The organism is Streptomyces sp. WM6378 (genome assembly GCF_001279695.1).
Taxonomy (GTDB): Bacteria; Actinomycetota; Actinomycetes; order Streptomycetales; family Streptomycetaceae; genus Streptomyces.
In genome coordinates, this window is the sequence record NZ_LGDD01000328.1 from 131,038 (window position 1) to 156,042 (window position 25,005).

Here is a 25,005-nt window from a genome sequence, read left to right on the forward strand (position 1 = left end):
GGCGCGGCAACCGGGGTCGTCCCGGTGCGGCCCGTACGACAGGGACCAACAAGCGCCTCGACCAGCATCCCGAGAGCGAGTGGAGCCCGCAGGACTACTGGACGCGGCCTTCCGCCACAGCGGCAAGGGTCGCCCCGCAGTGGCGAGGCAGCCCTTACGCGTACCTCCGCGCGCTCGGCGCCCCGCTCACTGGTACGACCTGATGTCCTTGACCACCGAGAAGGCCAGCCCGTACGCGCTCAGGCCGCGCCCGTACGCCCCCAGGTGCACGCCGTTCTGGGCCGGACCGGCGAGGATCCAGCCGAACTCCGACTCGCGGTAGTGGAAGTCCGCCGGCTCCCCGTCGACGGGCAGCGAGAGCGTCGACCAGTCGGGACCGTCCAGGTCGTCGGCGAGCTCCCAGGCAGTCTCGGTCTGCTGGTCCAGCCATTCACCGCGTCGGACGTGGTCCATCTGCGGGGGCCACGTGAAGGCCAGCAGCCCCGAACCGGCCAGCCAGGCCGCCGAGGAGACCGACGTGGCCTCCAGGACACCGCCGTCGCCGCTGTGGCGCACGGGGCTGGCGGGGACGCTCACGACCACGGCGAACCGCTCCCGGTCGGCTGCGGCCGCCGCCTCGGGCCGTATCGACGGCTCGTCGCCGTGCCCGATCGAGCCGTGCTGGACGGTGCCGTCCGCGGCCTGCGCCACCTGCATGAGCCAGCGTGCCCCGGTGAACGCCTCGTCGAGGCCGTACCAGGGGAAGGGTGCGCGCAGATAGCCGTCGAGCGTACGCCGGGCCACCGGCACTCCCTCCGGTGTGGACTGGGTGCCCTGGGGCGCCCCTTGAGCGGACTCCCCCGCTACCCGGCTTGTCGTCTCCATCTGCCCGGCCGCCTCCTGGATCAGTAGCGTCCGGAGCGGCCCGCCCCCGCGGGCGTCCTGGCTGCCGGACAGATGGAGGATAGCCACCTCGCCGCGGCTCGCCGGAAAAGCCCAAGTCGGATTGGCGTGTATCAAGTCTGATTGGCGTGTATCAGGTGGCGTCGGCGTCGAACGGGGGGCGCTCGCCCGGATCCAGCTTCTCGCGCTTCTTCAGCAGGTCGGGGGTGCCGCCCGAGCCGTTCACCGAGCCGTTGGCGGCCGTGGTGGCGGTGGCCGATTCGCGGCCGTGCACCGCGTCCGCGACCTCTTCCATGTCCTTGCGGAGGTCGAAGCTGTTGCGGATCTCCTTGAGCCCCAGGTCGTCGTTGTCCATGAGCTGCTTGCGGACGAACGTCTTGGGGTTGAGGTCCTCGAACTCGAAGTCCTTGAACTCCGGGCCGAGCTCGGCCCGGATGTCCTGCTTGGCGCTCTCGGAGAAGCTGCGCACCTTGCGGATGACGTTCGAGACGTCCTGGATCAGCTTGGGCAGCTTGTCCGGACCGAAGATGAGCACGGCGAGGACCACGAGTGTGACCAGCTCCATGGGCCCGATGTCGTTGAACACCCGCTGCTCCTCGTGTTCTCAGTGCTCGCGATCTCGGCGCTTGGTTCTCAGCCCCGCGTCCGGTCATGGACCGCTCCACGGTACCCGGCCGAGCTGTCGGCGCGGTACCCGCGGGGTGACCTTTGGGCATCGGTACGGGGCCGGTGGGGCGCCCGGCCCGCGGGCGCCCCGAAAGCCGGGGTCAGGACGAGGCGCCGAGCGTCAGAGTGAGCTCCTGCTCCTTGCCGTCCCGCTGGACCGTGAGCTTGAGCTGGTCGCCGGGGCGGTGCGCGCGGATCTTCACTATCAGCTCCTCGCCGCTGTGCACCCGCTGGCCGTCCACCTTGGTGATCACGTCCTGCGACCTGATGCCCGCCTTGGCGCCGGGGCCGTCGGTGGCGACGGCCTGCTTGCCGTCGCTGGCCTTGTCGCCGACCCGGGCGCCGTCGCCGGTGAACTTCATGTCGAGCGTGACGCCGATCACCGGGTGCGTGGCCCTGCCCGTGTTGATCAGCTCCTCGGCGACCCGCTTGGCCTGGTTGACCGGTATGGCGAAGCCGAGCCCGATCGATCCCGCCTGGCCACCGCTGCCCTCCGTGCTGCCGCTCCCGGCCGACCTGATCGCGCTGTTGATGCCGATGACGCGGGCCTTGGAGTCGACGAGCGGCCCGCCGGAGTTGCCCGGGTTTATGGGGGCGTCGGTCTGGAGCGCGTCGACATAGCTGACGTCGCTGCCGTCGCCGCTCTCGCCCCCGGCCGTGATCGGGCGCTCCTTGGCGCTGATGATCCCGGACGTCACCGTGTTGGAGAGGTCGAAGGGTGCCCCGATGGCCACCACCGGGTCGCCGACCAGGACGTTGTCGGAATTGCCGAGCGGCAGCGGCTTCATGCCCGATACGCCGTCGACCTTGACGACCGCGAGGTCGTACCCCGAGTCGCGGCCGACCACCTGGGCGGGCGCGCTCTCGCCCCCGCTGAAGGTCACCGAGATCTTCCCCGAGTCGCCCGCCGGCTGGACGACGTGGTTGTTGGTCAGGATGTGCCCGGCGTTGTCGAGCACGAAGCCGGTGCCCGTGCCGGACTCGGTGGCGCCGGTGACGTGGATGGTGACCACGCTCGGCAGCGCGCTCGCGGCGATCCCGGCGACGCTGTCCGGCGCCCGGCCCTGCGGCTCCTTGCCGGATTGGGGCAGCTTGACGCTGGTGATGCCGCCGTTGCGCTCGACGTACGCGCCCACCCCACCGCCGATGCCGCCCGCGACCAGGGCGAGCAGCACGGCCCCGACGAGCAGGGCCCCGCGCCGCGGCTTCCCCGGCTCGGGCCGCCCGACCTGCGTGAGCGGCTCCCCGGGCGCGCCCCAGGGGTCGTACTGCAGCCACTGCGAGGCGGGCGGAGCAGGAGGCGCCGCAGGCGCGGCGTAGGCGGACGGCGGCGCGGACCCCTGCTGTACGGGGGCCTGCGGCGTCGGCGCCGGGGCGGCGGCCGGGGCTGCCGGTGCCTGAGGTGCGGCACAGGCGGACTGCTGAGGCAGTGAGGTGCCCCCCGGCGGCGTCGGCACCGGCCGCTGCACGGGCGGCGCGGGCGCCCACGGCCCGGGGCCGCCGTAGGGCGGCGTGCCATAGGGATCCGGCGCGTGCAGGGGCTGCCGGGGCGCGACGGGCTCGGACTCGACGACCGGGTTGGTGATCGGCTCGGGGGCGGGCCCGGGGGGTGCGTCGTGTGCCGCGTGCGGGTCGCCCGCGTCGTCGCTCACCGGGGCCGGGGTGGCAGGCGGCGCGTCCTGGGGCGACGGGGCGACCGGGCTCGCGTCCCGGGCGGGCGGAACCTGCGGGTTCGCGTCCTGGAGCGGCTCCGCCGACGACACGTTCGCGGGCTGTGCCTCGGCCGCCGGCGCGGGCCGAGCCGCCCCGCCCACTGCCATCGGCGGAGCCAAGTCATAGGTGTCGGCCGGGACTTCGGCCGGGGCCGGGGCTTCGGTTTCGCGGGGGCGGCCTGCCTGCGGTCGGCTCCACCACTTCGGCTTCGGCCCGGTGGGCTTCTGCTCGTTCATGCTCTCCCCGCAACTGGCTTCCCTGCGTGCTCCGACGAGCACCCCTCCCCCGGATTCAACCAGGTTGCCGGGGGCGAGGGCAGGGCGCGGTCAGCGCCGGGCGGTGAGCGGGAGCCCGGAGGCGATCGGAGCCGCCAGATGCGCCACCGGGGCCGCCGACGGCGTGACGGCGAGCGCTCCGGTCGTGAGGTCCGTCGTGGTGAGCGGGAGCGTCGCCACCGCCGGCCGTATCAACGGGGGCAGGGACGAGCCGTTCAGCCGGGCCGCCGGGAACGCGCCGCCCAGCTGCTGGACGGGCCCGTTCTGCGCGGGCATGCCGCTCAGGCCGCGCGGGGCCGGGGCCGGGGGCTGTGCGGACATGGCCGAAAGGAGGCTTGCCGCAGCGCCGCCGCGACGGCGGTCCTCGGCCGAACTGCCGCTCGGCGCCGGGGAGTTGGAGCGGATCGGGACGACATTGCTGCCGCTGCCCGCCGCGCGGGCCCCGGACGTCGAGCTCAGCGGCAGGGTGCCACCGAGCGCGATCGCCGCAAGCGACACGGCACTGGCGGCGGCGAACGCGAATCTGCGGCCGCGCCATGCCGAGCCCGAGCGGTCCTGCTCGGGCCTGCCCACCTCGTGGATGCGGAAGCCGCCGCTCAGCCCGTCGGGCAGCACCGCCGCATGGGAGCCGACCGGGACGTAGCCGAAGCCGCCCGAGCGGGGAACGCGCGGGTCCCCGGGGCCGCCCGCGGTGGGGGTCAGCACCCCGATTCCTCCGAAGAACCCGTCGGCCTGGCGCCCCCCGCCGAACGGTGAATCGCCGTCGTCACCCCCGGATCCGGTGGGCCCGCCGGGCAGTCCCTGGAGCCGGGCGAGGAAGCCTTCGGAGGGCGGCGGCGGAGCCGCCCGGGCGAAGACGTTCTTCAGGTTGCGCTGGGCGTCGGCCTCCGCCTTGCACTTGGCGCAGGTCGCGAGGTGGGCCAGGACGCGCTCGCGGGCATCGTGGTTCAGCTCGCCGTCGACCAGGGCCGCGAGCCGGTCCCCGAGGTGCTGTTCCGCCGGGGTGGGACTCGTACCACTCACGCCGTCCCCTCTCCGGCCACCCCGAGAGCTCCCGGCGCCACCCCCGCCAGCGCGCGCTGCTGCTCGGCGCGGGCTTCGGGCGAACGGTGCTGGAGGGCCTTGCGCAGGTGGGAACGGCCGCGGTGGATCCGGCTGCGGACGGTGCCGAGCTTCACTCCGAGGGTGGCCGCGATCTCCTCGTACGAGAGGCCCTCGATGTCACACAGGACGACGGCCGCACGGAACTCGGGCGCGAGGGTGTCGAGCGCCTGCTGGACGTCGGCGTCGAAGTGGGCGTCGTTGAAGACCTGTTGGGGGTTGGGCTCGCGACTGGGCAGCCGCTCCGCCGCGTCGTCGCCGAGCGCGTCGAAACGGATGCGCTGGCGGCGGCGCACCATGTCCAGGAAGAGGTTGGTGGTGATGCGGTGCAGCCAGCCCTCGAAAGTGCCCGGCGTGTACGTCGACAAGGAGCGGAAGACGCGGACGAAGACCTCTTGCGTGAGGTCCTCCGCATCGTGCTGGTTTCCCGTCAGGCGGTAGGCGAGGCGGTAGACCCGGCCGCTGTGCGTGCTGACGATCTCCTCCCACGAAGGGGGAGTCCACGCCTGGGAATCCGCGTCGGCGAAGGTCGCGGTGGTTGCGGAGCTGGTAGCGCGGGAACGGTCAGCAATGTTGGTCACGGATTTCGGCTCACCCGCCGACCTGAGAAAGCGCCGCAGCACTCCTCCCCGATCCACAGGCGCAGCCGCACCTCCCCTGTCGGCTCTGGTGGTGTCCAGTGGAGCCCCTACCATAGCCACCTCGCCCGTTAGCTCCGGATAAGAATCTTTACGTGCATTTGGGACCGGCTTCCGGCCCCGTTCCCCGAACTTGTCCATGCGCTCCCCCCGCGGTTCCCCCTGCCCTCCATAACGCGCGGTCCCATCTGCGGGTTCCCGACTCCAGCGGATACAGTCACCGTTGCGCCAACACAGGGGACAGGAGAGGGCCATTACCGCCAACCGGCAGACGAGCTGGGCGTTCGCGGACGCCTTTGTCGCCGAGGACGACGCGCTGCGCTGGGCCCGTGACCGGGCCCGGGAGGCAGGCCTGCGTTCGGTGTCCCCGGGGACAGGCGCCGCGCTGCGGCTGCTCGCTGCCACGGCGGACGCGAAGGCGGTCGCGGAGATCGGCACCGGCACCGGCGTCTCCGGCATCTACCTTCTGCAGGGCCTGCGTCCGGACGGCGTGCTGACCACCGTCGACCCGGAGCCGGACCGCCAGCAGTTCGCCAAGCAGGCGTTCCGCGCCGCCGGCTTCGCGGGCAACCGGGCCCGGTTCATCCCCGGGCCGGCCCTGGACGTACTGCCGCGGCTCGCGGACGGCGGGTACGACCTGGTGTTCTGCGACGGCGACCGCATGGAGTCCCTGGACGTGCTCGCTGAATCGTTGCGCCTGCTACGACCGGGCGGGATCGTCTGCTTCGAGGGCGTCTTCGCCGATGGCCGTACGGTCGATTCGGGGGTCCAGCCGGCCGAGGTGCTGCGGCTGCGCGAACTGCTGCGCACGGTGCGCGAGAGCACGGAGCTCGTGGAGTCGCTGCTTCCGGTCGGCGACGGACTGCTCTGCGCGGTGCGCCGCGGCTGACCGGCCGCCCGCTCCCGCATGGCCCCGCACGCACAACACCGCCCCGGCACGGCACGCACTCACGTGCGTACCGAACCGGGGCGGTGAAGAGTCTGGGTCGAACCCGCTAACTCAGCCGACGACCTTCTTCAGGGCATCGCCGAGTGCATCGGCCTCGTCCGGAGTCAGCTCGACGACAAGCCGACCGCCGCCTTCGAGCGGAACGCGCATGACAATGCCCCGCCCCTCCTTGGTCACCTCGAGCGGGCCGTCGCCCGTCCGCGGCTTCATGGCCGCCATGCTCGTTCCCCTTCCTGAAACCAGCTCATCGTCAGCCGACGGCCCCCGGGATTGGGCACGCGTCACGGCATCGAACACATTGCTTCCAGGTCATTATCCCGCATCGCAGGACCCGATGACCAACATCGGTCTGCATCGCTTGAGCAACGCGCTCTATCAAAACCACTCAATTCGGCGATCCGCCTGCGATACTTCGCCGCCGCGCGTTCCTCCCCGCGCCCCGATTGTTTGACGCAGGTCACATGCCCACCACTCGCGATCTCCGCCATGCTGAGCGGATACGACACCGCAAGAAGCATCCGCGACGGAGGGGATCCACCATGGCCGACACCGTGCTGTACGAGGTGAGCGACGGGCTCGCGACGATCACGATCAACCGGCCCGAGGCCATGAACGCCATGAACACGGAGGCGAAGGTCGCGCTCCGCGAGGCGGTGCGGGCCGCCGCCTCGGACCCGGCGGTACGGGCCGTGCTGCTGACCGCGACCGGCCGGGCGTTCTGTGTCGGGCAGGACCTCAAGGAGCACGTCGCTTCCCTGACGGCGGACCGCGAGGCGGGCACGGGGCAGACCATGAGCACCGTGCAGGAGCACTACAACCCGATCCTGAAGGCGCTCACCGAGATGCCGAAGCCCGTGGTGGCCGGCGTCAACGGCGTGGCGGCGGGCGCCGGGCTCGGCTTCGCGCTGGCCGCGGACTACCGGGTGGTCGCGGACACGTCCGCGTTCAACACCTCGTTCGCCGGCGTCGCCCTGACCGCCGACTCCGGCGTCTCGTGGACGCTGCCGCGCCTGATCGGCCAGTCCCGCGCGGCCGACCTGCTGCTGTTCCCGCGCTCGATCTCCGCGTCGGAGGCGTACGAGATCGGCCTGGTCAACAAGGTCGTGCCGGCCGCCGAGCTGGCCGCCGAGGCCCTCGCGGTGGCCCGCACCCTGGCGGCGGGTCCGACCGTGGCGTACGGCGCGCTCAAGGAGTCGCTGGCCTACGGTGCGGGCCACACGCTGGCCGAGGCGCTGGAGAAGGAGGACGAGCTCCAGACGAAGGCGGGCGCCTCCGAGGACCACGCCATCGCGGTGGCCGCGTTCCTCGCCAAGGAGAAGCCGAAGTACGTCGGCCGCTGAGCCGGGCGGTTCGAGCCCGGGGGCGGCCTCAGGCGCCGCCCCGGGCCACGCAGTCCACGAGGTGGTCGTCGACCAGGCCGCACGCCTGCATCAGGGCGTACGCCGTCGTCGGGCCGATGAAGCGCAGGCCGCGCTTCTTCAGGGCCTTGGACAGGGCCGTCGACTCGTCGGTGACGGCCGGGACTTCGGACAGCGTGCGGGGGGCCGGGCGGGTCGCCGGGTCCGGGGCGTACGACCAGATGAGGGCGTCGAGCTCGCCGGGCGACCAGGTGGCGAGCGCCTGCGCGTTGGCGATCGTCGCCCCGATCTTGAGGCGGTTGCGGATGATGCCCGCGTCGCCGAGCAGCCGCTCCTCGTCGGCGTCGGTGAACTCCGCGACCGCCGCGATCCTGAAGTCGGCGAAGGCCCGCCGGAAGCCCTCGCGGCGGCGCAGGATCGTGATCCAGGAGAGCCCCGACTGGAAGGCCTCCAGGCAGAGCCGCTCGTACAGCGCGTCGTCGCCGTGCACCGGGCGGCCCCACTCGGTGTCGTGGTACGCCACGTACTCCTCGGCGGAAAGCCCCCAGGGGCAGCGCAGCAGGCCGTCGGGGCCGGGGATCGCGCCGCTCATCGCCGGGGTTCCTCGTCGGACGGCTCGGTCGCGGGGTCCTGTGCGGCGGGAGCTTGTGGCGCGGGGCCCTGGCCGCCGGTCACGAGGCGCTTCCGGCTGCCTTCGAGCGTGGTCTGGAGCTCGGTGATCCGCGCGTCCCGCTCGGCGAGCTCCGCGCTCAGCCTGCTCAGCACGTCGTCGACGTCCGCCATCCGGTAGCCCCGAAGGACCACCGGGATGCGCAGCGCCTCCACGTCGGCCCGGGCCACCGGGCGGTGCTCGGGCAGCGGATCCACCAGGTGCTCCGGCTCGGTGTCCGGCAGCACCGCGCCGTCGTCGCCACCTCCGCCCACCACGGCGAGGGTCACGGCGGCGACCACGACGACCATCGCGATCAGCAAGAACCAGAACACGAGCGAGCCTCTTCCCGACGCCGGAAACTGTTCGGGTCCGATCGTGCCATGCGGCACTGACAGTTAGGGTCGCAGGCGGACAACGGCCCGGACCACAGCAAAGGACACAGGGGATGCACAGCGGAACGGACCGCGGCACGCTGCGGCTGGGACGACGCGAGTTCGCCGCGTACGAACCGGTGGTCATGGCCATCGTGAACCGGACCCCCGACTCCTTCTACGACCAGGGTGCGACCTTCCACGACGAGCCCGCGCTCGCCCGCGTGGAGCAGGCGGTGGCCGAGGGGGCGGCCATCATCGACATCGGCGGGGTGAAGGCGGGCCCCGGCGCGGAGGTCACCGCCGAGGAGGAGGCGCGGCGCACGGTCGGCTTCGTGGCCGAGGTGCGCAGGCGGTTCCCCGACGTCGTCATCAGCGTGGACACCTGGCGGCACGACGTGGGCGCGGCGGTCTGCGAGGCAGGCGCGGACGTCCTGAACGACGCGTGGGGCGGCGTCGACCCGAAGCTCGCCCAGGTCGCGGCGCGCTACGGGGCCGGTCTGGTGTGCACCCATGCGGGCGGTGTGGAGCCGCGCACCCGGCCGCACCGGATCGCGTACGACGACGTGGTGGCGGACATCCTGCGGGTCACCGTGGGCCTCGCCGAGCGGGCCGTGGAGCTGGGCGTGCGGCCCGACGGGATCATGATCGACCCAGGCCACGACTTCGGGAAGAACACCCGGCACAGCCTGGAGGCGACGCGGCGCCTCCAGGAGATGACCGACACCGGGTGGCCGGTCCTGGTCTCGCTGTCCAACAAGGACTTCGTGGGCGAGACGCTGGACCGGCCGGTGAAGGAGCGGGTGATCGGGACGCTGGCGACGACGGCGGTGTCCGCGTGGCTCGGTGCGCGGGTCTACCGCGTCCACGAGGTGGCGGAGACCCGGCAGGTCCTGGACATGGTGGCCTCGATCGCCGGGCACCGCCCCCCGGCGGTGGCCCGCCGGGGGCTCGCCTAGGGCGCGGCTAGCGCCCCGTCTCCTTGGTGACCAGCGCGACCGCCTCGTCCACGTCGTCGGTGACGTGGAACAGCAGGAGGTCGCCAGCGGAGGCCTTGCCCTGGCCGACCACGGTGTTCCGCAGCCAGTCCACGAGCCCGCCCCAGTACTCCGTGCCGAACAGCACGATCGGGAAGCGGGTGACCTTGCGGGTCTGGACCAGGGTCAGGGCCTCGAACAGCTCGTCCAGGGTGCCGAGTCCGCCCGGCAGCACGACGAAGCCCTGGGCGTACTTGACGAACATGGTCTTGCGCACGAAGAAGTAGCGGAAGTTGATCCCGATGTCGACGTGCGGGTTGAGCCCCTGCTCGAAGGGGAGCTCGATGCCGAGGCCGACGGAGATGCCGTTGGCCTCCCGCGCGCCGCGGTTCGCGGCCTCCATCGCGCCGGGCCCGCCTCCGGTGATCACGGCGAAGCCCGCGTCGACCAGGGCCCGCCCGATCCGCACGCCCGCCTCGTACTCGGGCGAGCCGGCCGGCGTGCGGGCCGAGCCGAACACGCTGATGGCGCTGGGCAGTTCGGCCAGTGCGCCGAAACCTTCGACGAACTCGGACTGGATGCGCATGACCCGCCAGGGGTCGGTGTGCACCCACTGGGAGTCGCCCTCGGAGTCCAGGAGGCGCTGGTCGGTGGTGCCGGCCTGCACCTGATCGCGGCGGCGCAGCACTGGTCCGAGCCTTTGTTCCAGCCGCTGCTCCGCCGGAAACGGGCTTCCCTCGGGGTTGGCCATGCCGTGCTCCCTCCGCTGACGATGTTGCGCGTGCTCAGCCAGGGTAGGTCGACGAACGTTACGAATGGCGGAATTCAGGCAGGCCACCCCACTACCGAAGCCTTGAAAGAAGGCTCAGTCGGTCAGCCAGGCGTACAGCCGCCGCTCGCACTGCGTGATCCGGTCCACGACGACGTGTTCGTTGCGCTTGTGGGCCAGGAGCGCGTCGCCGGGCCCGTAGTTGACTGCGGGCACGCCGAGGTCGCCGAAGCGCGAGACGTCGGTCCAGCCGAACTTGGGCCGCGCGGTGCCACCGACCGCCGCCATGAAGGCGGCCGCCGCCGGGTGGGAGAGCCCGGGCAGCGCGGCCCCCGAGTGGTCGTCGATGACGAATTCGGCGATGTCGCAGTCCGCGAAGACCTCGCGGACGTGGGCGACGGCCTGCTCACCCGTGATGTCGGGCGCGTACCGGTAGTTGACGACGACCGTGCACTCGTCCGGGATCACGTTGCCGGCGACGCCGCCCTCGATGCGTACCGCGTTGAGGCCCTCGTGGTACTCCAGGCCGTCGATCACCGGGCGGCGCGGCTCGTAGGCGGCCAGCTTCGCGAGGATGGGCGCGGCCGTGTGGATGGCGTTGGAGCCCATCCAGCTGCGCGCGGAGTGGGCGCGCTCGCCCCGGGTCTTCAGCAGGACCCGCAGCGTGCCCTGGCAGCCGCCCTCGACCTCGGTGTCGGAGGGTTCGAGCAGCACCGCGAAGTCGCCCCGAAGCCACTCGGGGTGGGCCTCGGCGATCTTGCCGAGGCCGTTGAGGTGGGCCGCGACCTCTTCGTTGTCGTAGAACACGAAGGTCAGGTCCCGGTTGGGCGCGGTCACCGTCCGGGCGATCCGCAGCTGTACCGCCACGCCCGACTTCATGTCGCTCGTGCCGCAGCCCCACAGCACGCCGTCCTCGTCGAGGCGGGAGGGCACGTTGTCCGCGATGGGCACGGTGTCGATGTGCCCGGCCAGGATGATCCGCTCGGCCCGGCCCAGGTTCGTGCGGGCCACGATGTTGTTGCCGTGCCGGTCGACGGTGAGGTGCGCCAGCTTGCGCAGCTCGCGCTCGATGGCGTCCGCGAGGGGCTTCTCCTCGCCGCTCACGGAGGCGAAGTCGACGAGCTGGGCGGTCAGCGAGGGCGCGTCCGCGGTGAGGTCCAGGGTGGTATCGGCCATGGAGCCGACCCTAACTCCACCGGTGAGGCTCCCTTCGCGCTCCAGTACGGTGGGCACCGTGTCCGAGCCCATCGACCTCCCGCGCCCCTCCCGACGCGGCCGCCTCCTTCGTATCGGAGCGGCCCTCATGGTGCTGTTCGCGATCGCCGGATATCTGGTGGTGCAGTACGTGAGCGGGGGTCCGGGCGCGCCCAGATGCGTGGCGGGGACGGGCAGCGGGCAGGGGGCCACGTTCGAGATGAGCCCCGAGCAGGCCGAGAACGCGGCGACGATCACGGCCGTCGGCATCTCGCACGGGATGCCGGAGCGGGCGGTGACGATCGCGCTGGCGACCGCGCTCCAGGAGTCGGGGCTGCGCAATCTGAGCCACGGCGACCGGGACTCGCTCGGCCTGTTCCAGCAGCGGCCCTCGCAGGGCTGGGGCAACGCCGAGCAGATCATGGATCCGGTCTACTCGGCCGGGAAGTTCTACAAGCACCTCGCCGAGGTCCCGGGCTACTCGCGGCTCCCGCTGACCGTGGCCGCGCAGAAGGTGCAGCGCAGCGCCTTCCCGCAGGCGTACGCGAAGCACGAGCCGGACGCGGCGGTCCTGACGGCCGCGCTGACCGGCCGCGAGTCCGCCTCGCTGACCTGCACGGTCGCCAAGAACGTGCGGCCAGGCGACCCCGCGCAGGTGCGCGCAGGCCTGACGAAGGCGTTCGGCGAGGGCACTGTCGCGGCCGAGCAGCCGGCCGGCGCGGGCCACGACGTCGCCGTGCCGGTGCGCGTCACCGAGGGCACCGCCGCGGCGGGCGCCGACCGGGAGCAGCGCGGCTGGGCGCTGGCGCACTGGGCGGTCGCCCAGGCCTCCTCGCTGCACATCGCGCGGGTCACCTACGCCGGCCGCGCCTGGAGCGCGGACGACTCGGCCGACGGCTGGTCCAAGGCCCCCGCCGCCGCGACGGTTCCCGCCTCCACCGGGCAGGGTCCCGCCGCCGGCTCTTCGGGGGACGGTACGCAAGAGGTACGGATCACCCTCGCGCCATAACCGGCCGTCCGTTCGGCAAGGCACTCGACCGAAGTACCCCGCCATTCCCGGCGTGCGCTTTCGCACCCGCGTCCGGATGCCGATCCGCAGAATCGTCAATTCCCTTGAGAACAAAGGGATCTGACGGTCAATCAGGGAACGCTGCGGTGATTCATTTGCCCGTTTTTATCCAGAGTAGATAATGCGACGCATTACGAACTCTTTACCCATGGGCACCGCAACCTCTCCTCCCCTCACGGCGGTTGTCACTGCGTCCGAACGCCGGACAGTCACACATTTCCAACCCGTCTGAAGGAGCATCATGTCCCTCCCCCTGACCCGTCGGATCGCCCGCGCCGCGCTGCTCATCGCGGCAGGTGCAGCGCCCGTGGTCGGTGCGGCCGGCTCCGCAAGCGCCGTGGAACTTCCCCAGGCCGCCCCGAACCTCGGCGGCCTGACCCAGATGGACCCCAGCTCGGTCAGCAACACCGTCGACGGGGTGGCCCAGAAGGCCACCGGCCTGGCCGGCGACACGGGCGCCGCCACCGTCAAGAAGGCCGTACCGATGGCGGGCAAGACGGTCGGACAGGCGGGCAAGGTGGCCACCCCGGCCGCGCAGAAGGCGGCCGGTGACGCGGCGGGCAGCGCGGGCGAGATCCTCGGCTCGGCCACCCAGACCGCCACCCAGGGCGGCCTCCCCACCCCGCAGGGCGTGCCCACCCCGGGCCTGCCGAGCACCGACCAGCTCCCGCTGAAGGGCCTGCCGATCGGCGGCTGACCCACGGCGTCAGGTGATGCGAAGGGGCCCGGGGAGTGCAGACTCCCCGGGCCCCTTCGTGTGCGTACGCCTGCGGGCTACTGCCCGAGCCGCTTCACGGCCGCCTCGACGCGCTCGTCGGTCGCCGTGAACGCGACCCGTACGAAACGCGTCCCCGCCTCGCCGTAGAAGTCCCCGGGCGCCACCAGGATGCCGAGCTCGGCGAGGTGGGCCACCGTCTCCCAGCAGCCCTCGTCGCGGGTCGCCCACAGGTAGAGGCTGGCCTCGCTGTGCTCGATGCGGAAGCCGTGCTTGACCAGGGCCTCGCGCAGCGCCGCCCGCCGCGCCGCGTACCGCGCCCGCTGTTCCTGTACGTGCGCGTCGTCGCCCAGCGCCGCGACGGTGGCCGCCTGCACGGGGGCCGCGGTCATCATGCCGCCGTGCTTGCGGATCTGGAGCAGCTCGCCGAGCACGGCCGCGTCACCGGCGATGAACGCGGCCCGGTAGCCGGCCAGGTTGGAGCGCTTGGACAGCGAGTGGACGGCCACGATGCCCTCGTAGCTGCCGCCGCACACGTCCGGGTGCAGCACCGAGACGGGCTCGGCCTCCCAGCCGAGCTCCAGGTAGCACTCGTCCGAGAAGATCAGCACGCCGTGCTCGCGGGCCCACGCCACGATGCGTACGAGCTCGTCCTTGGCCAGGACCCGGCCGGTCGGGTTGGACGGCGAGTTGAGCCAGAGCAGCTTGAGGTTCGTGGGGTCGAGCTCGGTGGGGTCGTCGTAGACGACGGCCTCCGCGCCGCACAGGCGGGCGCCGACCTCGTACGTCGGGTACGCGAGCCGCGGGTAGGCGACCTGGTCACCGGCCCCCAGGCCGAGCTGGGTGGGCAGCCAGGCCACCAGTTCCTTGGAGCCGACCACCGGCAGGATGTTGGTGTGCTCGACGGAGCGCGCGCCGAGGCGCTTCTCCAGCCACCCCTTGATCGCGTCCCGCAGCGCGGGCGTGCCCCACACCGTCGGATAGCCCGGCGAGTTCGCGGCCCCGGTCAGGGCCCGCTGCACGAGCTCGGGGACCGGGTCGACGGGTGTGCCGACGGAGAGGTCCACGATGCCGTCCGGGTGGGCCGCGGCCGTCGCCTTGTACGGCTCCAGCTTGTCCCAGGGGAAGACGGGAAGGCGCGAGGAGACTGCGCTCACGAAAGGGGCTCACTTTCTCGTACGTACGGTGCTGCGGGCGGCCGGGCCGGGAAACACCGCGGCCCCGCACGGCAGCTGAGCCGTACGGGGACCGGGGAAGCGCGATCAGCCGTTCTGCGGCGGCAGCGCTGCGATGAAGGGGTGGTCCCGCTCGATCAGGCCGAGCTTGGAGGCGCCACCGGGCGAGCCGAGCTCGTCGAAGAACTCGACGTTCGCCTTGTAGTAGTCCTTCCACTCGTCCGGGGTGTCGTCCTCGTAGAAGATCGCCTCGACCGGGCACACCGGCTCGCAGGCGCCACAGTCGACGCATTCATCCGGGTGGATGTACAAGGACCGGGAGCCCTCGTAGATGCAGTCGACCGGGCACTCTTCGATACACGCCTTGTCCTTGACGTCGACACAAGGCTGCGCGATGACGTAGGTCACGCTGTCGTTCCTCCTCGATAGGGCGCGGCGGGCCGATCTGCGGCTCCGTCCACGTGGCGCGCGGGAGCGCGGCGTCGTCGATGCCCACACCTAGTATCTCCGGTTCGGGGCACGATCCGAACAGGAGGGGCGGAGAGACCTGTGGAATTCACCACCGGCGGACGGCTTGAGGTCCGAATTACGGCTGCCGATACGGGCAAACGCGTATCAGTCCGGCGCCTGAGCTCCAGTGGAACTCCAGGCTCCCTGTTCACGGACACGGTCGGCGTACTCACATCATGGGACCACGGTGTGTTGTCGATCACACGAAAGAGCGGTGAGACGGTGCGCATCGAGGAGTCCACGCTCGTCGCGGGCAAGGTCGTCCCCGCGGCGCCGGCCCGCCGTCGCGGTCCGGCCGCCTCCTTCGAGGAGCTCGCGCCGGTCCTGGCGCGCGCCTGGCAGTCCGTGGAGCGCGAGCGGCTCGGCGAGTGGACGCTGCGGGCCGCGGCCGGATTCACCCGCCGGGCGAACTCGGTCCTGCCGCTGGGCGACCCCGGTCTCCCGCTGCCGGACGCGCTCGCCCGCGTACGCGACTGGTACGCGGCCCGCGGGCTTCCCGCGTACATCCAGACCGCGACGGGCGCCGCGGGCACCCAGGAGCGGCTCTGCGCCGATCTTGAAGAGGCGGGCTGGGCGCGGGAGGTGAGCGCCGAGGTGCGGATCGCGGCGCTCGCGCCGATCGGCGACCTGGACGCGGACGTGTCCCGGGTGCGCCTGGAGCGCACGGTCGACGAGGCGTGGCTGAGCCGCTACCAGCGGTCGGTGACCCCGGGCGAGCACGTCCTGAAGGTCCTGAACAGCGGCCCCTCGGTGTGGTTCGCCTCGGTCCCCGGCGACGGGGCGGCGCCCGCGGCGATCGGGCGGTGCGTGGTGGACGGCCGCTGGGCGGGCTTCATGGCCGTCGAGGTGGACCCGGCACTGCGCCGCCAGGGCCTCGCGACCGCCGTCATGACCGCGCTGGCGCGCCGCGCCCTGGACGAGGGCGCCTCAGCCGCCTGGCTCCAGGTGGAGGCCGACAACGACGGGGCCCGCGCGCTCTACGAGGGCCAGGGTTTCGCGACGCACCACAGCTACCACCACTTCCGATCTCACTGACCGGGTACGAGGCTGACATGAATCCGGAAGGCACCGACTGGCGGCGGGAGTTCGCCGAGGAGGCCCGCTCGGAGCGCCCCGACGTGGTGACGCTCTGCCTCCTGCTCGGCGCGGTCGCCGATCCCGCGCTCGGCCAACGGGGCATCGACGCCGCCCACATCGAGCTGGACCGGCTCGCCGGGCTGCTCCCCTACGGCCTCAACGGCTCCCGCCCCTGGGCCCTGGCGATGGCCGAACTCCTCGGCGCCACCTGCGGCTTCCACGGCAGCCCGCCCGACTACCAGCGCCTGGAGTCGTCCCTGCTGCACGAGGTCCTCCGACGCCGGCGGGGCCTGCCCATCCTGCTCTCGGTGGTCTGGATCGAGGTGGCCCGGCGGGCCGGGGCGCCGGTGTACGGGGTGGCGCTGCCCGGCCACTTCGTGGTGGGCTTCGGCCCGCGCGACGACCGGGTGCTCGCCGACCCGTTCGACGCGGGCCGGCTGCTGACCGGCGCGGATGCGGAGCTCCTGGTGGCGGGGGCGACGGGCGCGCCTTTGGACGAGTCCATGCTGAATCCGGCCGCGCCCCTGGACGTCGTCCTGCGCATCCTGAACAACATCCGCGCCTGGGCCGCGGCCCGCCCGGAGCGCAGCGACGTTGCCCTGTGGGCGGTGGAGCTCTCCCTGCTGCTCCCCTCGCACCCGGCCCGACTGCGCTTCGAGCGGGCCCAACTCCTGGTCCAGCGCGGCGAATTCCTGGCGGGGGCGGCGGAGCTCGACCAATACGCGGACGCGGTGGAACCGGTCGAGCCGACCGCCGCGGAATCGATCCGCCGACGGGCTCGGGCGGCCCGGGCCATGCTCAATTAGCTCACGCAGCGGGGTGGGTTCGCTTGGGCGCGGGCCCGCCCCAGTGCGGCTGCCTTGCGCAGTTCCCCGCGCCCCTAAACCCCCCTTTGGCCGCGGACCGTGCGTGGCCGGTCGCGCAGTTCCCTGCGCCCCTGGCAGGGTCGGTGCTGGCCCGCACCGGGGCATTTCAGCCCGTCATGGGGGTCCCTCCTGGCCCTTGAGGCCTTGGGGGAGTTTGAGGACGAGCGCCTTTCGGGCGCGAACGGGGTCTGGGGCGGAGCCCCAGCGCATCCCGCTGGGCCGCAGCCCCGCCTAAAGTCCCCCCATGAGCGACCGCCACCCCCGCACCGTCCACCCCGTCCCCTACCACTCCCAGTGGGCCTCCCCCGAGCTGGTGGAGGCGATCGTCGCGGGGGCGCTCGACGCGGCGCGGGATCCGTTGTGGCGGAAGTACGGGGCCGAGACCCCCGAGGAGTACGCCTGGTGGTCGTGGCGGCTCTGCGGAGTGGCGTGTCTGCGGATGGCACTGGAGTACTGGCAGGGCTCCGCGCCGACGCCGATGGAGCTCGCCGAGGAGTGCGTGGCGGCGGGGGCGTACGTCCGGCGCGGCGACGGGCTCGACGGGCTTATCTACGCCCCGTTCGCCGAGTACGCCCACGCGCGCTGGGGCATGCAAGCGGCGGCGCGTCCGCATCTGCCGATGAACGAGATCCCTCAACTCATCGCGTCCGGACACCTGTTGATGCTCTCCGTCCACCCATCGATCCGCGAGCTCGCGCCGGCCCCGGAGCGCCGGGGCGGCCATCTGGTGCTCGCGGTGGGGGCGACCGAGGACGCCCTGGTCTTCCACAATCCGTCCGGATTCCAGGGCCGTTCCCAGGAGTTCGTCCACATCCAGTGGGCCGACCTTGAGCGGTTCTACGCGGGGCGGGGGGTCGCCATGGGGCCGGGGACCGGGCGGCCCGGGCACTGAACCCGCCACATCCGGCCAATCCCCGCGCCCCGCCGGAAAACCCTGCCGGAACGGCGACCAGCGGTCACAATCTGTTGACGCACCCTCAACTGGGCGTCCCCGATGGCCTGTTGGGGACAGCTCAGCCATGTCACCCCGACCTCGCCTGGAGTCCCCTTGTCACGCCTCAGACCCATAGCCGCCCGCCTCGCCCCCGCCCTGCTCCTGCCCCTCCTCGCCACGCTCGGCCTCGCCGCCCCGGCCGGCGCCGACCCCGCGCAGGCCGACCTCTCCGTGACCCTGGACGCCTCCCCCAAGGGGCTCGGCATCAACGCGGCCACGTTCACCGCGAACGTCACCAACGCCGGGCCCTCGGCCGTCAGCGCCGCCCGGGTGTGGTTCAGCTATCCGGCCGGGTTCACGGCGCCGTCCGCGTCCGGCTGCACGCTCGACAAGACCAACCGGACCGCCGTCTGCGCGCTCGGCGCGATCCCGTCCGGCGCCACCGTCTCGAAGAAGCTGACGCTGCACGCCGGCCTCCTGGCGAGCGGCAGCCTCCCGGTCACGGCCGCCCTGGTCGACCTGGCCCCCGCCGACCCGGACCCGGGCAACAACTCCGCGGTCCACGTGTGCTCGGCCCTGACCCTGCTCCTGGTCAGCTGCTGAACCATCCGGGGCCCCTGGGGTTCGCGTCATGGATCACGGGGGTCCCACGGTGCACGATGGGGGTGGCGGATCTTCACCCCCGACGCGGGACAGGAGGGCGCATGCAGACCAACACGGCGATGGCCGGGCTCCTGGCCCGCACCGACGTCTCCGGGCTCGGCGCCGACGACGTCCCGGCGCCCTTCCGCGACGTCGTACGCCAGGGATGGACGACGAGCCCCGGCGGGGCCCGGCTGCTCGCGGCGCTGGTCGACACGACTCGTGGGACGTACGTCGACGCCGTGCAGGAGGAGTACTCCGTCAACGGGCGCGGGATGAGCGACGAGGGCCTTCCCGCATCCGGCCCCGAGCGGGAGCGGGCCCTGCTGCGCAGGTGCCTCGCCTATGCCCGGCTCGCCCTGCTCGGCGCGCACGAGCGGTTCGGGGACGCGCGCGTGAAGGGTTACGTCTCGCTGTCCACCGGCGGGTTCTACGAGGACACCGTCACCGCGTACGTCACCTTCTGCGCCGAACACCCCGGCCTTCCGCGCTACCTCGGCCCCATCGAGGGCTACGAGGAAGAGGCCGTCGCCGAGCTCGTCCTCGCCGACTTCGAGGACTGAGCCGACCGGCCCCCGGGGGCTACAGCCAGCCCTTCTCGCGAGCTATGCGGACGGCCTCCGCACGGTTGCGGGCCGCCAGTTTCTGGATGGCCATGGAGAGGTAGTTGCGGACCGTGCCCTGCGAAAGGCAGAGGGCGGCGGCGAGTTCGGCGTTGGTGGCGCCGCCCTGCGCGGCCCGCAGCACGTCGCGCTCGCGATCGGTCAGCGGGTTCGCGCCCTCGGCCAGCGCGGCCGCGGCGAGCGTCGGGTCGATGACCCGCTCGCCGTCGAGCACCTTCCGTACGGCCGTGGCCAGTTGGGCCGCCGGGGCGTCCTTGACCAGGAAGGCGTCCGCGCCCGACTCCATGGCGCTGCGCAGATATCCGGGCCGCCCGAAGGTGGTCAGGATGACGATCTTCACGTCCGGCAGCTCGCGGTGCAGTCGCGCCGCCGCCTCGATGCCCGTCATGCCCGGCATCTCGATGTCGAGCAGGGCCACGTCCACCGTGTGTGCGCGGGCCGCCGCGAGCACCTCGTCGCCACGGGCGGCCTGCGCCACCACCTCCATGTCCGGTTCGAGACCGAGCAGCGCGGCGAGGGCCTCGCGGACCATGGACTGGTCTTCGGCCAGGAGGAGTCGGATCATGATCCGGATACTAGAGGGGTCGTGGACGGGTCGGGAATCAGCGGGATCCGGGCGACCAGCGTGAAGCCCTTGCGGCCGGAGTCCGTCTCCAGGACTCCGGACACCTTCTCCAGGCGTTCCGCGAGGCCGGTCAGGCCGTTGCCCGGGACCGGGGACGCCGGGCCGGGGCCGGGCTTGCCGTCGTCCTGGACGCGCAGTTCGAGGAACCGGCCGTCCAGCGTCTGGCGTTCGCCGATGGTGACCGTGCAGTGCCGGGCGCCGCTGTGACGCACGACGTTGGTGGCGGCCTCGCGCAGCACCCAGGCGAGCACCTCCTCCTCGGCGGCGGGCAGGCCCTCGGGCGCCTTGGTCGGCACGTCGGCCTCGATGCCCGCCGCGCTCAACGCGGTGCGGGCGCCCGCGAGTTCGGCGGGCAGGGTGGCCCGGCGGTAGCCGCTCACGGCGGCCCGTACGTCGACGAGGGCCTGCCGGCTCACCTGCTCGATGTCGGCCACCTGCTGGGCCGCCTGATCGGGGTGGCCGGGCAGCATGCGCCCGGCCAGCTCGCTCTTCAGCGTGATGAGGGACAGGGAGTGGCCGAGCAGGTCGTGCAGATCGCGGGCCATCCTCAACCGCTCCTCGTTCGCGGCCAGTTGGGCCACGGTGGCCCGGGCCTCGCGCAGTTCCACCGACGTACGGATCAGATGGCGCACGCCCGTCATGGCGAAGCCGCCCAGGATCGCGGGGATGACCAGGCCCGGCACGACGTCGCCGACGTGGGTGGCGCGCGTCCCGATCACGGTCATCGTGGCGGTCGTGACCAGGATCGACCACGTCGCGAGGGTCATCGGAAGGGTGGCCCCGCAGGAGACGGACACGTACACGAAGAGCACGAGCCAGGGCGAGCCGAGCGTGAGGGAGAGGACGACCGCGAGCGCCGCCAGGAAGCCTAGGAGGCCGTAGACCGTCGCGCGGGCCGGGGGGCGGGCGGTGTGGCGCAGGACCAGGGCCAGGTAGACCGTCACGAAGGTGGCGAGGCCCAGCCAGCCGAGCACGGTCGCCGCGGTGGTGTGGTCGCCGTCGAGCAGGTCGCCGATCGGGGCGCCCATGAAGGCCAGCCAGATGCCGACCCACATCAGCTTCTGCCACATCTGGCGGCGCGTCTCGGGAGTCAGCCCGATCCGCACCGCCGGCTCCTTGTGGCCCTGGTTCAAGGGACTCACGCCTTCAGGGTGTCCTTCCGGTACAGCCATGCCGCGCCGCCCGCGAAGAGCAGGAAGTAGAAGACGAGGATGGCGAGGTCCTTGCCGTGCGGGGCGTCGCCCAGCTCGATGGCCTGTCCAAGGGCAGCGTACGCGTGCGTGGGCAGCCACTCCGCGATGTTCTGCAGCCACTGCGGGAAGACGGTGCTGGGCATCCACAGGCCGCCCAGGATCGACATGCCGAAGTAGATGATCATCGTGATCGGGCGTACCGCGTCACCGCTGGCGATGTAGCCGATCGCCACGCCGAGGGCCGCGAAGCAGAGCGAACCGGCCCAGATGGCGACGGTGAGCGCGCCCCACTGCCAGGCCTCGAAGCGCACGCCCTTGGTGCCGGCCGCGACGAGGAAGACGACCACGATGCAGGGCAGGGTCACGACGGCCGCGCTGGCGATCTTCGCCAGGACGTAGCCGCGGCCCGGCAGGGTGGTCAGCCGCAGCTGCCGCACCCAGCCCTTCTCGCGCTCCTTGGCGATCTTCTCGCTGTTGCCCATGAGGACGGCGGTGATCGCGCCGAACGACGCCATCGAGACCATGTACAGGGCGGGGAAGGTGAGGTCGGTGCCCTTGACCTTGTCGGTGCTGTTCTGCGAGGCCGCGAACAGCAGGTACAGCGCCGACGGGTAGATCACCGAGAAGAACATGAACTTCTTGTTCCGCAGGGTGCGGGTGATTTCCAGCTTGATCAGGGTGTTCATGCTGCTTTGGCCTCCTCGGCCGAGGTGATGGCGACGAAGGCCTGCTCAAGGCCGAGGCCCGCGACTTCGAGGTTGCGCGGGTAGAGGCCGAGCCCGTACACCGCGTGCATCGTCGCGTCGGCGTCGTGCGACTGGATGCGGACGGTGCGGCCCGAGATGTCGATGGTGGAGAGGAAGGGGAGCTCGCGCAGGGCGGCCTCGTCGATGGCGCCTTCGAGGTCGAAGCTGACCCGGCGGGCGCCGGCCTTGGCCTTGATCTCGGCCGCGGTGCCGTCCGCGAGGAGCTTGCCCTTGTGCAGGACGAGCACCCGGTCCGCGATCGCGTCGGCCTCTTCCAGGTAGTGCGTGGCGAACAGGACCGTACGGCCCTGGGCGGCCTGCTCGCGCATGGTCGCCCAGAACGCCTGGCGGGCGGTGACGTCCATGCCGGTGGTCGGCTCGTCGAGGACGATCAGGTCGTTGGCCCCGGCGGTCGCAAGCGCGAAGCGGACGCGCTGCTCCTGGCCGCCCGAGAGCTTGTTGACCTTGCGGTCGGCTATCTGCGCGATCCCGGCGCGGTCCATGACCTCGGCGACCGGGTACGGCTTGGGGTGCAGGTCGCAGCCGAGCTTGACCAGCTCTCGTACGGTCACGTCCTCCATCAGGCCGCCGCTCTGCAGCATCGCGCCGACCTTGCCGGCGTTGATGGCCTGCGAGGGCGTCATGCCGAAGAGGCTGACCGTGCCGGAGTCGGCGTTGCGCAGGCCGAGCAGCAGGTCGAGGGTGGAGGACTTGCCGGCTCCGTTGGGACCGAGCAGGGCGACCGTCTCGCCGGGGTGCAGCCGCAGCGACAGGTCGGCCACGGCACGGACGTCGCCGTAGCTCTTGTTCACGTTCTCGAAGCTCACCACGGACTGTGCGGTCCGCTCGGCGGGAGGTGCTGTCTGCGTCATGGGTCCAGATTCGCCCAGCCGCAGGTCACAACGGCAGTGCCGGGCGTCGTAACTCCCGCATGACGGATGTCATGGATGCAGGCATGACACCGCCCCCGCACCGCAGGGGTACGGGGGCGTCGCGTGCCTCAAAGGGGCGCGGGCAACTGCTCGACCTGCCACGGACGGCCCGCACTGGAATCCTCGCATCCCGCGGGGCTCGCCGCACCCGCGGAGCCGCTAGCTCGGATTCAGATCGATCGTGGCGGTCCGCTCGGCCGGGGTCTTGCCGAGGAGCGCGGCCTTCATCGCGTTGGCCACGTCGTCCGCGGACACCTCGTGCTTCTGGCCGCCCTGGTTGACCATGATCCCCTTGAACGTGGAGCCGATGAGCTCGGTGATCGCGGCCTTGTCGTAGACCTCCACCAGCTTCCCCCCGTTCGGCTTCATCGAGAGGATCTTGGGGAGCGACTTCGACGGGCCGAAGGGCAGCGACTTGGCACCGGCCTTGATCGTGACGATCCCGGACATGGCGGGCTCCGCGAAGTCCTTCATCGCCCGGTCGATCTCGGTCTGGCTGATGGTGGGCTGGCGGATCGCGACCGGCAGCGACACCGGGTCCGCCTTTCCGGTCTGCACCATCGTCCGGTACGCGTCCTTCACCGAGATCATCGAGCGGTTCACGTCGAGCGCCTTGCCCGCCTTGCCCGGCACGGCGACGGCCTTGCCCGGCACGAACTTGATCGTGCCCTCGGTCGCCGAGCCCGAGGCCCCGGCGAGGTCGGTCAGGGCGACGCCGAGCTTCTCCTCGTCGACCGGGATGACCGGTTCGGCGACCCGTTTGCCGCCGAAGAGCGCGCCGATGACGGACACCGGGTTGTAGTCGGCGCCCGCCGCGGCCCGCACGGTCGCCTGGCTGTCCAGCGAGAGGCCCGCGATCTCCGGCTTCAGCTGCGCCTGCTTGCCGTCGACCGTGAGGTTCAGCGGCTGGTTGGCGCGCTTGCCGAGGGTCTGGTCGAGCTTGGAGACGGCCGCCTCCTTGGTGCCGCCGCCGATGTCGACGCCGAGCACCGTGGTGCCCTTGGGGACCTCGGAGTGGTTCAGGACGAGACCGGCGCCGTACGCCACGCCGACCAGGGCGACCAGGCCGCCGCCGAGCAGGGCCAGCTTGGAGCGGCCCTTCTTGGCGGGCGCCGCGGGGGCGCTGGCGCGCTGCGGCTTGGCCGGGGGCTCGGCCTCGTCGAAGTCGGCGCCGGGGGGCGGCGTGAGGTTCGGGCCGCCGGGGCCGGGCGGGAAGGACGCGCCGCGGTGCTCCGGCGGGATGACCGGGATGCCGCTGGTCAGGGTGTCCCCGGAGACGTGGCCGCCGGGCGACGTGGGCGCCGCCGGGTTGACGGCCGGGCTCGCGAGCGGGTTGCCCACGGTGTGCGTGAGCGGGCTCGGCGCCGGGGCCTGCGGGGTGAGGATCGCCGTGTCGTCGGACAGGACGGGGGCGGAGAGCTGCCCCCCGGGGGCGAAGGGGTGACTGCCACCCACGCCGCCGCCCGCACCGGGACCCTGGGCCGGGTTCCGGCCGAAGTCCTGGCCGGGGCGTACGCCGTCGCCGCCGGGCCGGGGACCGTCGCCGAACCCCATGCCGGGGCCCGGCCCTTCACCCGGGCCTCGACCCAACTCGGGCCCCTGGCCCGGGAGTTGACCGGGGTCCGCGCCGAAGACCGAGCCCTCCGTGGTGCGCGGGTTCAGCCCGGCGCCCTGGCCCATGCCCGTGCGGTTGCCGACGGGCCGCACGGGCAGCGCGGCGTTCCCGGTGACGGGCCCCGTGGTCGGGCCGGACGGCGGGCCGGGACGCGCCCCGTCCGCACCGGCCGGGCCGTCAACGCGGCCGGATCCGTCGGCATTCGGGGACCCCGCGCCCGAACCGTCCGAGAAGTACGGAAGGTCGGGCCGCGGCGTGCCGGCCGGCGGCGTCGCCGAAGAGGAGGGGGCCGCCGGGGACTTGCGCGGGGCGAACCAGTTGCTGGTGGGCCGCTCTTCGGCGGCCGGCTCCTCGGACTCAGGCTCGGCGGTCTCGGGCCTGGGCACCGAACCGGTGCGCTCGCTCACGCCTTCCGCGTCCGCCGGCTTGGCGGTGTCGCTCATGGGCGTACGCACCACGACCGGCGGGATGGGCCGCGAGCCCGGGATGTTGATCCGGATCCGCGTCGTCAGCGTGGTCTCGGTCTTCGGCTCGTCCGGCTCGGCTGCGGCTTCAGGAACGTCCCGGCCCGCGGCCGACGGGGTTCCGTACGGCGGCGTGCCCGAGGGGTACCCGGCTGCGCCGCGCCCCTGGGGGCCGGAGGACGAACTGTCAGTTTCACGACTCAAGGCTGGTTCTCTCCCGATTGGCTCCGCCACCCGGTCTCGTTCTTGTGATGCCTCTGTACGGGCGGCTCGG

The 25,005-nt window shown here is 72.3% G+C and carries 27 protein-coding genes; 10 read left to right on the forward strand and 17 right to left on the reverse strand.

Annotated features, from left to right (window positions below):
• Positions 1-186 precede the first annotated feature (186 nt).
• The 5 genes from ADK54_RS35650 to sigE all read right to left on the reverse strand — a co-directional run bounded on the left by ADK54_RS35650 (position 187) and on the right by sigE (position 5,332).
• Entirely contained in the window at positions 187-864 is a 678-nt protein-coding gene (locus tag ADK54_RS35650; protein ID WP_053729943.1) for a hypothetical protein, read from the reverse strand.
• Positions 865-1,015: 151 nt separating this feature from the next.
• Positions 1,016-1,468 carry a sec-independent translocase gene (locus ADK54_RS35655; protein ID WP_053729944.1) on the reverse strand — a complete coding sequence of 151 codons (453 nt, stop codon included), beginning with the start codon at positions 1,466-1,468 and terminating at the stop codon, positions 1,016-1,018.
• Positions 1,469-1,649: 181 nt separating this feature from the next.
• A complete protein-coding gene (locus tag ADK54_RS35660; RefSeq protein ID WP_053729945.1) occupies positions 1,650-3,497 on the reverse strand; it encodes a trypsin-like peptidase domain-containing protein in 1,848 nt (615 codons plus the stop codon).
• A gap of 90 nt (positions 3,498-3,587) precedes the next feature.
• Complete coding sequence (locus ADK54_RS35665; RefSeq protein ID WP_053729946.1) at positions 3,588-4,559, reverse strand: anti-sigma factor family protein; 972 nt, start codon at positions 4,557-4,559, stop codon at positions 3,588-3,590.
• Positions 4,556-5,332 (reverse strand): RNA polymerase sigma factor SigE, encoded by a 777-nt coding sequence (gene sigE, locus ADK54_RS35670; protein WP_199827105.1) that lies wholly within the window; start codon positions 5,330-5,332, stop codon positions 4,556-4,558. The genes ADK54_RS35665 and sigE overlap by 4 nt, the downstream gene beginning before the upstream one ends.
• Positions 5,333-5,498: 166 nt before the next feature.
• Between sigE and ADK54_RS35675 the strand changes: the two genes are divergently transcribed.
• Entirely contained in the window at positions 5,499-6,164 is a 666-nt protein-coding gene (locus ADK54_RS35675) for an O-methyltransferase (protein WP_053729948.1), read from the forward strand.
• Between the two features lie 111 nt (positions 6,165-6,275).
• Here the strand turns inward: ADK54_RS35675 and ADK54_RS44190 are convergent, their stop codons facing one another.
• Positions 6,276-6,443 carry a DUF3117 domain-containing protein gene (locus ADK54_RS44190; RefSeq protein ID WP_003966491.1) on the reverse strand — a complete coding sequence of 56 codons (168 nt, stop codon included), beginning with the start codon at positions 6,441-6,443 and terminating at the stop codon, positions 6,276-6,278.
• A 320-nt stretch (positions 6,444-6,763) separates the two neighbouring features.
• Between ADK54_RS44190 and ADK54_RS35680 the strand changes: the two genes are divergently transcribed.
• Positions 6,764-7,564 (forward strand): enoyl-CoA hydratase/isomerase family protein, encoded by an 801-nt coding sequence (locus ADK54_RS35680; RefSeq protein WP_053729949.1) that lies wholly within the window; start codon positions 6,764-6,766, stop codon positions 7,562-7,564.
• Positions 7,565-7,592: 28 nt separating this feature from the next.
• Here the strand turns inward: ADK54_RS35680 and ADK54_RS35685 are convergent, their stop codons facing one another.
• Both ADK54_RS35685 and ADK54_RS35690 read right to left on the reverse strand, forming a co-directional pair.
• Positions 7,593-8,174, reverse strand: coding sequence for a DNA-3-methyladenine glycosylase I (locus ADK54_RS35685; RefSeq protein ID WP_053729950.1), 582 nt, complete (start codon positions 8,172-8,174; stop codon positions 7,593-7,595).
• On the reverse strand, positions 8,171-8,566 hold the full coding sequence (locus ADK54_RS35690) for a DivIVA domain-containing protein (RefSeq protein ID WP_053729951.1): 396 nt from the start codon (positions 8,564-8,566) through the stop codon (positions 8,171-8,173). The genes ADK54_RS35685 and ADK54_RS35690 overlap by 4 nt, the downstream gene beginning before the upstream one ends.
• A gap of 113 nt (positions 8,567-8,679) precedes the next feature.
• Between ADK54_RS35690 and folP the strand changes: the two genes are divergently transcribed.
• Positions 8,680-9,564 (forward strand): dihydropteroate synthase, encoded by an 885-nt coding sequence (gene folP, locus ADK54_RS35695; RefSeq protein ID WP_053729952.1) that lies wholly within the window; start codon positions 8,680-8,682, stop codon positions 9,562-9,564.
• Between the two features lie 7 nt (positions 9,565-9,571).
• Here the strand turns inward: folP and ADK54_RS35700 are convergent, their stop codons facing one another.
• Positions 9,572-10,333, reverse strand: coding sequence for a TIGR00730 family Rossman fold protein (locus tag ADK54_RS35700; protein ID WP_053729953.1), 762 nt, complete (start codon positions 10,331-10,333; stop codon positions 9,572-9,574).
• 114 nt (positions 10,334-10,447) lie between these two features.
• Entirely contained in the window at positions 10,448-11,527 is a 1,080-nt protein-coding gene (gene dapE / locus ADK54_RS35705) for a succinyl-diaminopimelate desuccinylase (RefSeq protein ID WP_053729954.1), read from the reverse strand.
• Positions 11,528-11,654: 127 nt separating this feature from the next.
• On the opposite strand from dapE, the gene ADK54_RS35710 reads away from it, so the two are divergent.
• Positions 11,655-12,554, forward strand: a complete 900-nt coding sequence (locus ADK54_RS35710) for a hypothetical protein (RefSeq protein ID WP_234392349.1) — start codon at positions 11,655-11,657, stop codon at positions 12,552-12,554.
• Between the two features lie 301 nt (positions 12,555-12,855).
• Positions 12,856-13,311 (forward strand): hypothetical protein, encoded by a 456-nt coding sequence (locus tag ADK54_RS35715; protein ID WP_053729956.1) that lies wholly within the window; start codon positions 12,856-12,858, stop codon positions 13,309-13,311.
• A gap of 77 nt (positions 13,312-13,388) precedes the next feature.
• Here ADK54_RS35715 and dapC read toward each other — a convergent pair whose 3' ends face one another.
• Together dapC and fdxA are read right to left on the reverse strand one after the other, a co-directional pair.
• Complete coding sequence (gene dapC, locus ADK54_RS35720) at positions 13,389-14,486, reverse strand: succinyldiaminopimelate transaminase (protein WP_053729957.1); 1,098 nt, start codon at positions 14,484-14,486, stop codon at positions 13,389-13,391.
• 105 nt (positions 14,487-14,591) lie between these two features.
• Positions 14,592-14,912, reverse strand: coding sequence for a ferredoxin (gene fdxA, locus ADK54_RS35725; protein WP_018845645.1), 321 nt, complete (start codon positions 14,910-14,912; stop codon positions 14,592-14,594).
• 141 nt (positions 14,913-15,053) lie between these two features.
• On the opposite strand from fdxA, the gene ADK54_RS35730 reads away from it, so the two are divergent.
• From ADK54_RS35730 to ADK54_RS35750, 5 genes are all read left to right on the forward strand, one after another.
• Positions 15,054-16,049, forward strand: a complete 996-nt coding sequence (locus ADK54_RS35730; protein WP_053729958.1) for a GNAT family N-acetyltransferase — start codon at positions 15,054-15,056, stop codon at positions 16,047-16,049.
• A 17-nt stretch (positions 16,050-16,066) separates the two neighbouring features.
• A complete protein-coding gene (locus ADK54_RS35735; protein ID WP_053729959.1) occupies positions 16,067-16,897 on the forward strand; it encodes a transglutaminase-like domain-containing protein in 831 nt (276 codons plus the stop codon).
• Positions 16,898-17,201: 304 nt separating this feature from the next.
• The gene (locus tag ADK54_RS35740) at positions 17,202-17,849 is read left to right on the forward strand and encodes a C39 family peptidase (RefSeq protein ID WP_053729960.1); all 648 of its coding nucleotides are present in this window, start codon (positions 17,202-17,204) and stop codon (positions 17,847-17,849) included.
• Between the two features lie 156 nt (positions 17,850-18,005).
• Positions 18,006-18,494 (forward strand): DUF11 domain-containing protein, encoded by a 489-nt coding sequence (locus tag ADK54_RS35745; protein WP_053729961.1) that lies wholly within the window; start codon positions 18,006-18,008, stop codon positions 18,492-18,494.
• 101 nt (positions 18,495-18,595) lie between these two features.
• A complete protein-coding gene (locus tag ADK54_RS35750) occupies positions 18,596-19,096 on the forward strand; it encodes a hypothetical protein (RefSeq protein ID WP_053729962.1) in 501 nt (166 codons plus the stop codon).
• Between the two features lie 19 nt (positions 19,097-19,115).
• Here ADK54_RS35750 and ADK54_RS35755 read toward each other — a convergent pair whose 3' ends face one another.
• From ADK54_RS35755 to ADK54_RS35775, 5 genes are all read right to left on the reverse strand, one after another.
• Positions 19,116-19,721, reverse strand: coding sequence for a response regulator transcription factor (locus ADK54_RS35755; protein WP_053729963.1), 606 nt, complete (start codon positions 19,719-19,721; stop codon positions 19,116-19,118).
• Positions 19,718-20,851, reverse strand: coding sequence for a sensor histidine kinase (locus tag ADK54_RS35760; protein ID WP_053730042.1), 1,134 nt, complete (start codon positions 20,849-20,851; stop codon positions 19,718-19,720). Before ADK54_RS35760 ends, ADK54_RS35755 begins: the two co-directional genes overlap by 4 nt.
• Positions 20,852-20,919: 68 nt before the next feature.
• Positions 20,920-21,660, reverse strand: coding sequence for an ABC transporter permease (locus ADK54_RS35765; RefSeq protein WP_053729964.1), 741 nt, complete (start codon positions 21,658-21,660; stop codon positions 20,920-20,922).
• Entirely contained in the window at positions 21,657-22,592 is a 936-nt protein-coding gene (locus tag ADK54_RS35770; RefSeq protein WP_053729965.1) for an ABC transporter ATP-binding protein, read from the reverse strand. Before ADK54_RS35770 ends, ADK54_RS35765 begins: the two co-directional genes overlap by 4 nt.
• Before the next feature lie 219 nt (positions 22,593-22,811).
• Positions 22,812-24,935 carry a hypothetical protein gene (locus ADK54_RS35775; protein WP_053729966.1) on the reverse strand — a complete coding sequence of 708 codons (2,124 nt, stop codon included), beginning with the start codon at positions 24,933-24,935 and terminating at the stop codon, positions 22,812-22,814.
• Positions 24,936-25,005: the final 70 nt, after the last annotated feature.

What these genes read in the sequence shown, in the direction of transcription:
- ADK54_RS35650 (WP_053729943.1), bottom strand. Translation starts at nt 864, where the DNA reads ATGGAGACGACAAGCCGGGTAGCGGGGGAGTCCGCTCAAGGGGCGCCC.
- ADK54_RS35660 (WP_053729945.1), bottom strand. Translation starts at nt 3,497, where the DNA reads ATGAACGAGCAGAAGCCCACCGGGCCGAAGCCGAAGTGGTGGAGCCGA.
- sigE (WP_199827105.1), bottom strand. Translation starts at nt 5,332, where the DNA reads ATGGTAGGGGCTCCACTGGACACCACCAGAGCCGACAGGGGAGGTGCG.
- ADK54_RS44190 (WP_003966491.1), bottom strand. Translation starts at nt 6,443, where the DNA reads ATGGCGGCCATGAAGCCGCGGACGGGCGACGGCCCGCTCGAGGTGACC.
- ADK54_RS35680 (WP_053729949.1), top strand. Translation starts at nt 6,764, where the DNA reads ATGGCCGACACCGTGCTGTACGAGGTGAGCGACGGGCTCGCGACGATC.
- ADK54_RS35685 (WP_053729950.1), bottom strand. Translation starts at nt 8,174, where the DNA reads ATGAGCGGCGCGATCCCCGGCCCCGACGGCCTGCTGCGCTGCCCCTGG.
- folP (WP_053729952.1), top strand. Translation starts at nt 8,680, where the DNA reads ATGCACAGCGGAACGGACCGCGGCACGCTGCGGCTGGGACGACGCGAG.
- ADK54_RS35700 (WP_053729953.1), bottom strand. Translation starts at nt 10,333, where the DNA reads ATGGCCAACCCCGAGGGAAGCCCGTTTCCGGCGGAGCAGCGGCTGGAA.
- dapE (WP_053729954.1), bottom strand. Translation starts at nt 11,527, where the DNA reads ATGGCCGATACCACCCTGGACCTCACCGCGGACGCGCCCTCGCTGACC.
- ADK54_RS35710 (WP_234392349.1), top strand. Translation starts at nt 11,655, where the DNA reads ATGGTGCTGTTCGCGATCGCCGGATATCTGGTGGTGCAGTACGTGAGC.
- ADK54_RS35715 (WP_053729956.1), top strand. Translation starts at nt 12,856, where the DNA reads ATGTCCCTCCCCCTGACCCGTCGGATCGCCCGCGCCGCGCTGCTCATC.
- ADK54_RS35735 (WP_053729959.1), top strand. Translation starts at nt 16,067, where the DNA reads ATGAATCCGGAAGGCACCGACTGGCGGCGGGAGTTCGCCGAGGAGGCC.
- ADK54_RS35740 (WP_053729960.1), top strand. Translation starts at nt 17,202, where the DNA reads ATGAGCGACCGCCACCCCCGCACCGTCCACCCCGTCCCCTACCACTCC.
- ADK54_RS35750 (WP_053729962.1), top strand. Translation starts at nt 18,596, where the DNA reads ATGCAGACCAACACGGCGATGGCCGGGCTCCTGGCCCGCACCGACGTC.
- ADK54_RS35755 (WP_053729963.1), bottom strand. Translation starts at nt 19,721, where the DNA reads ATGATCCGACTCCTCCTGGCCGAAGACCAGTCCATGGTCCGCGAGGCC.
- ADK54_RS35760 (WP_053730042.1), bottom strand. Translation starts at nt 20,851, where the DNA reads ATGTGGCAGAAGCTGATGTGGGTCGGCATCTGGCTGGCCTTCATGGGC.
- ADK54_RS35765 (WP_053729964.1), bottom strand. Translation starts at nt 21,660, where the DNA reads ATGAACACCCTGATCAAGCTGGAAATCACCCGCACCCTGCGGAACAAG.
- ADK54_RS35770 (WP_053729965.1), bottom strand. Translation starts at nt 22,592, where the DNA reads ATGACGCAGACAGCACCTCCCGCCGAGCGGACCGCACAGTCCGTGGTG.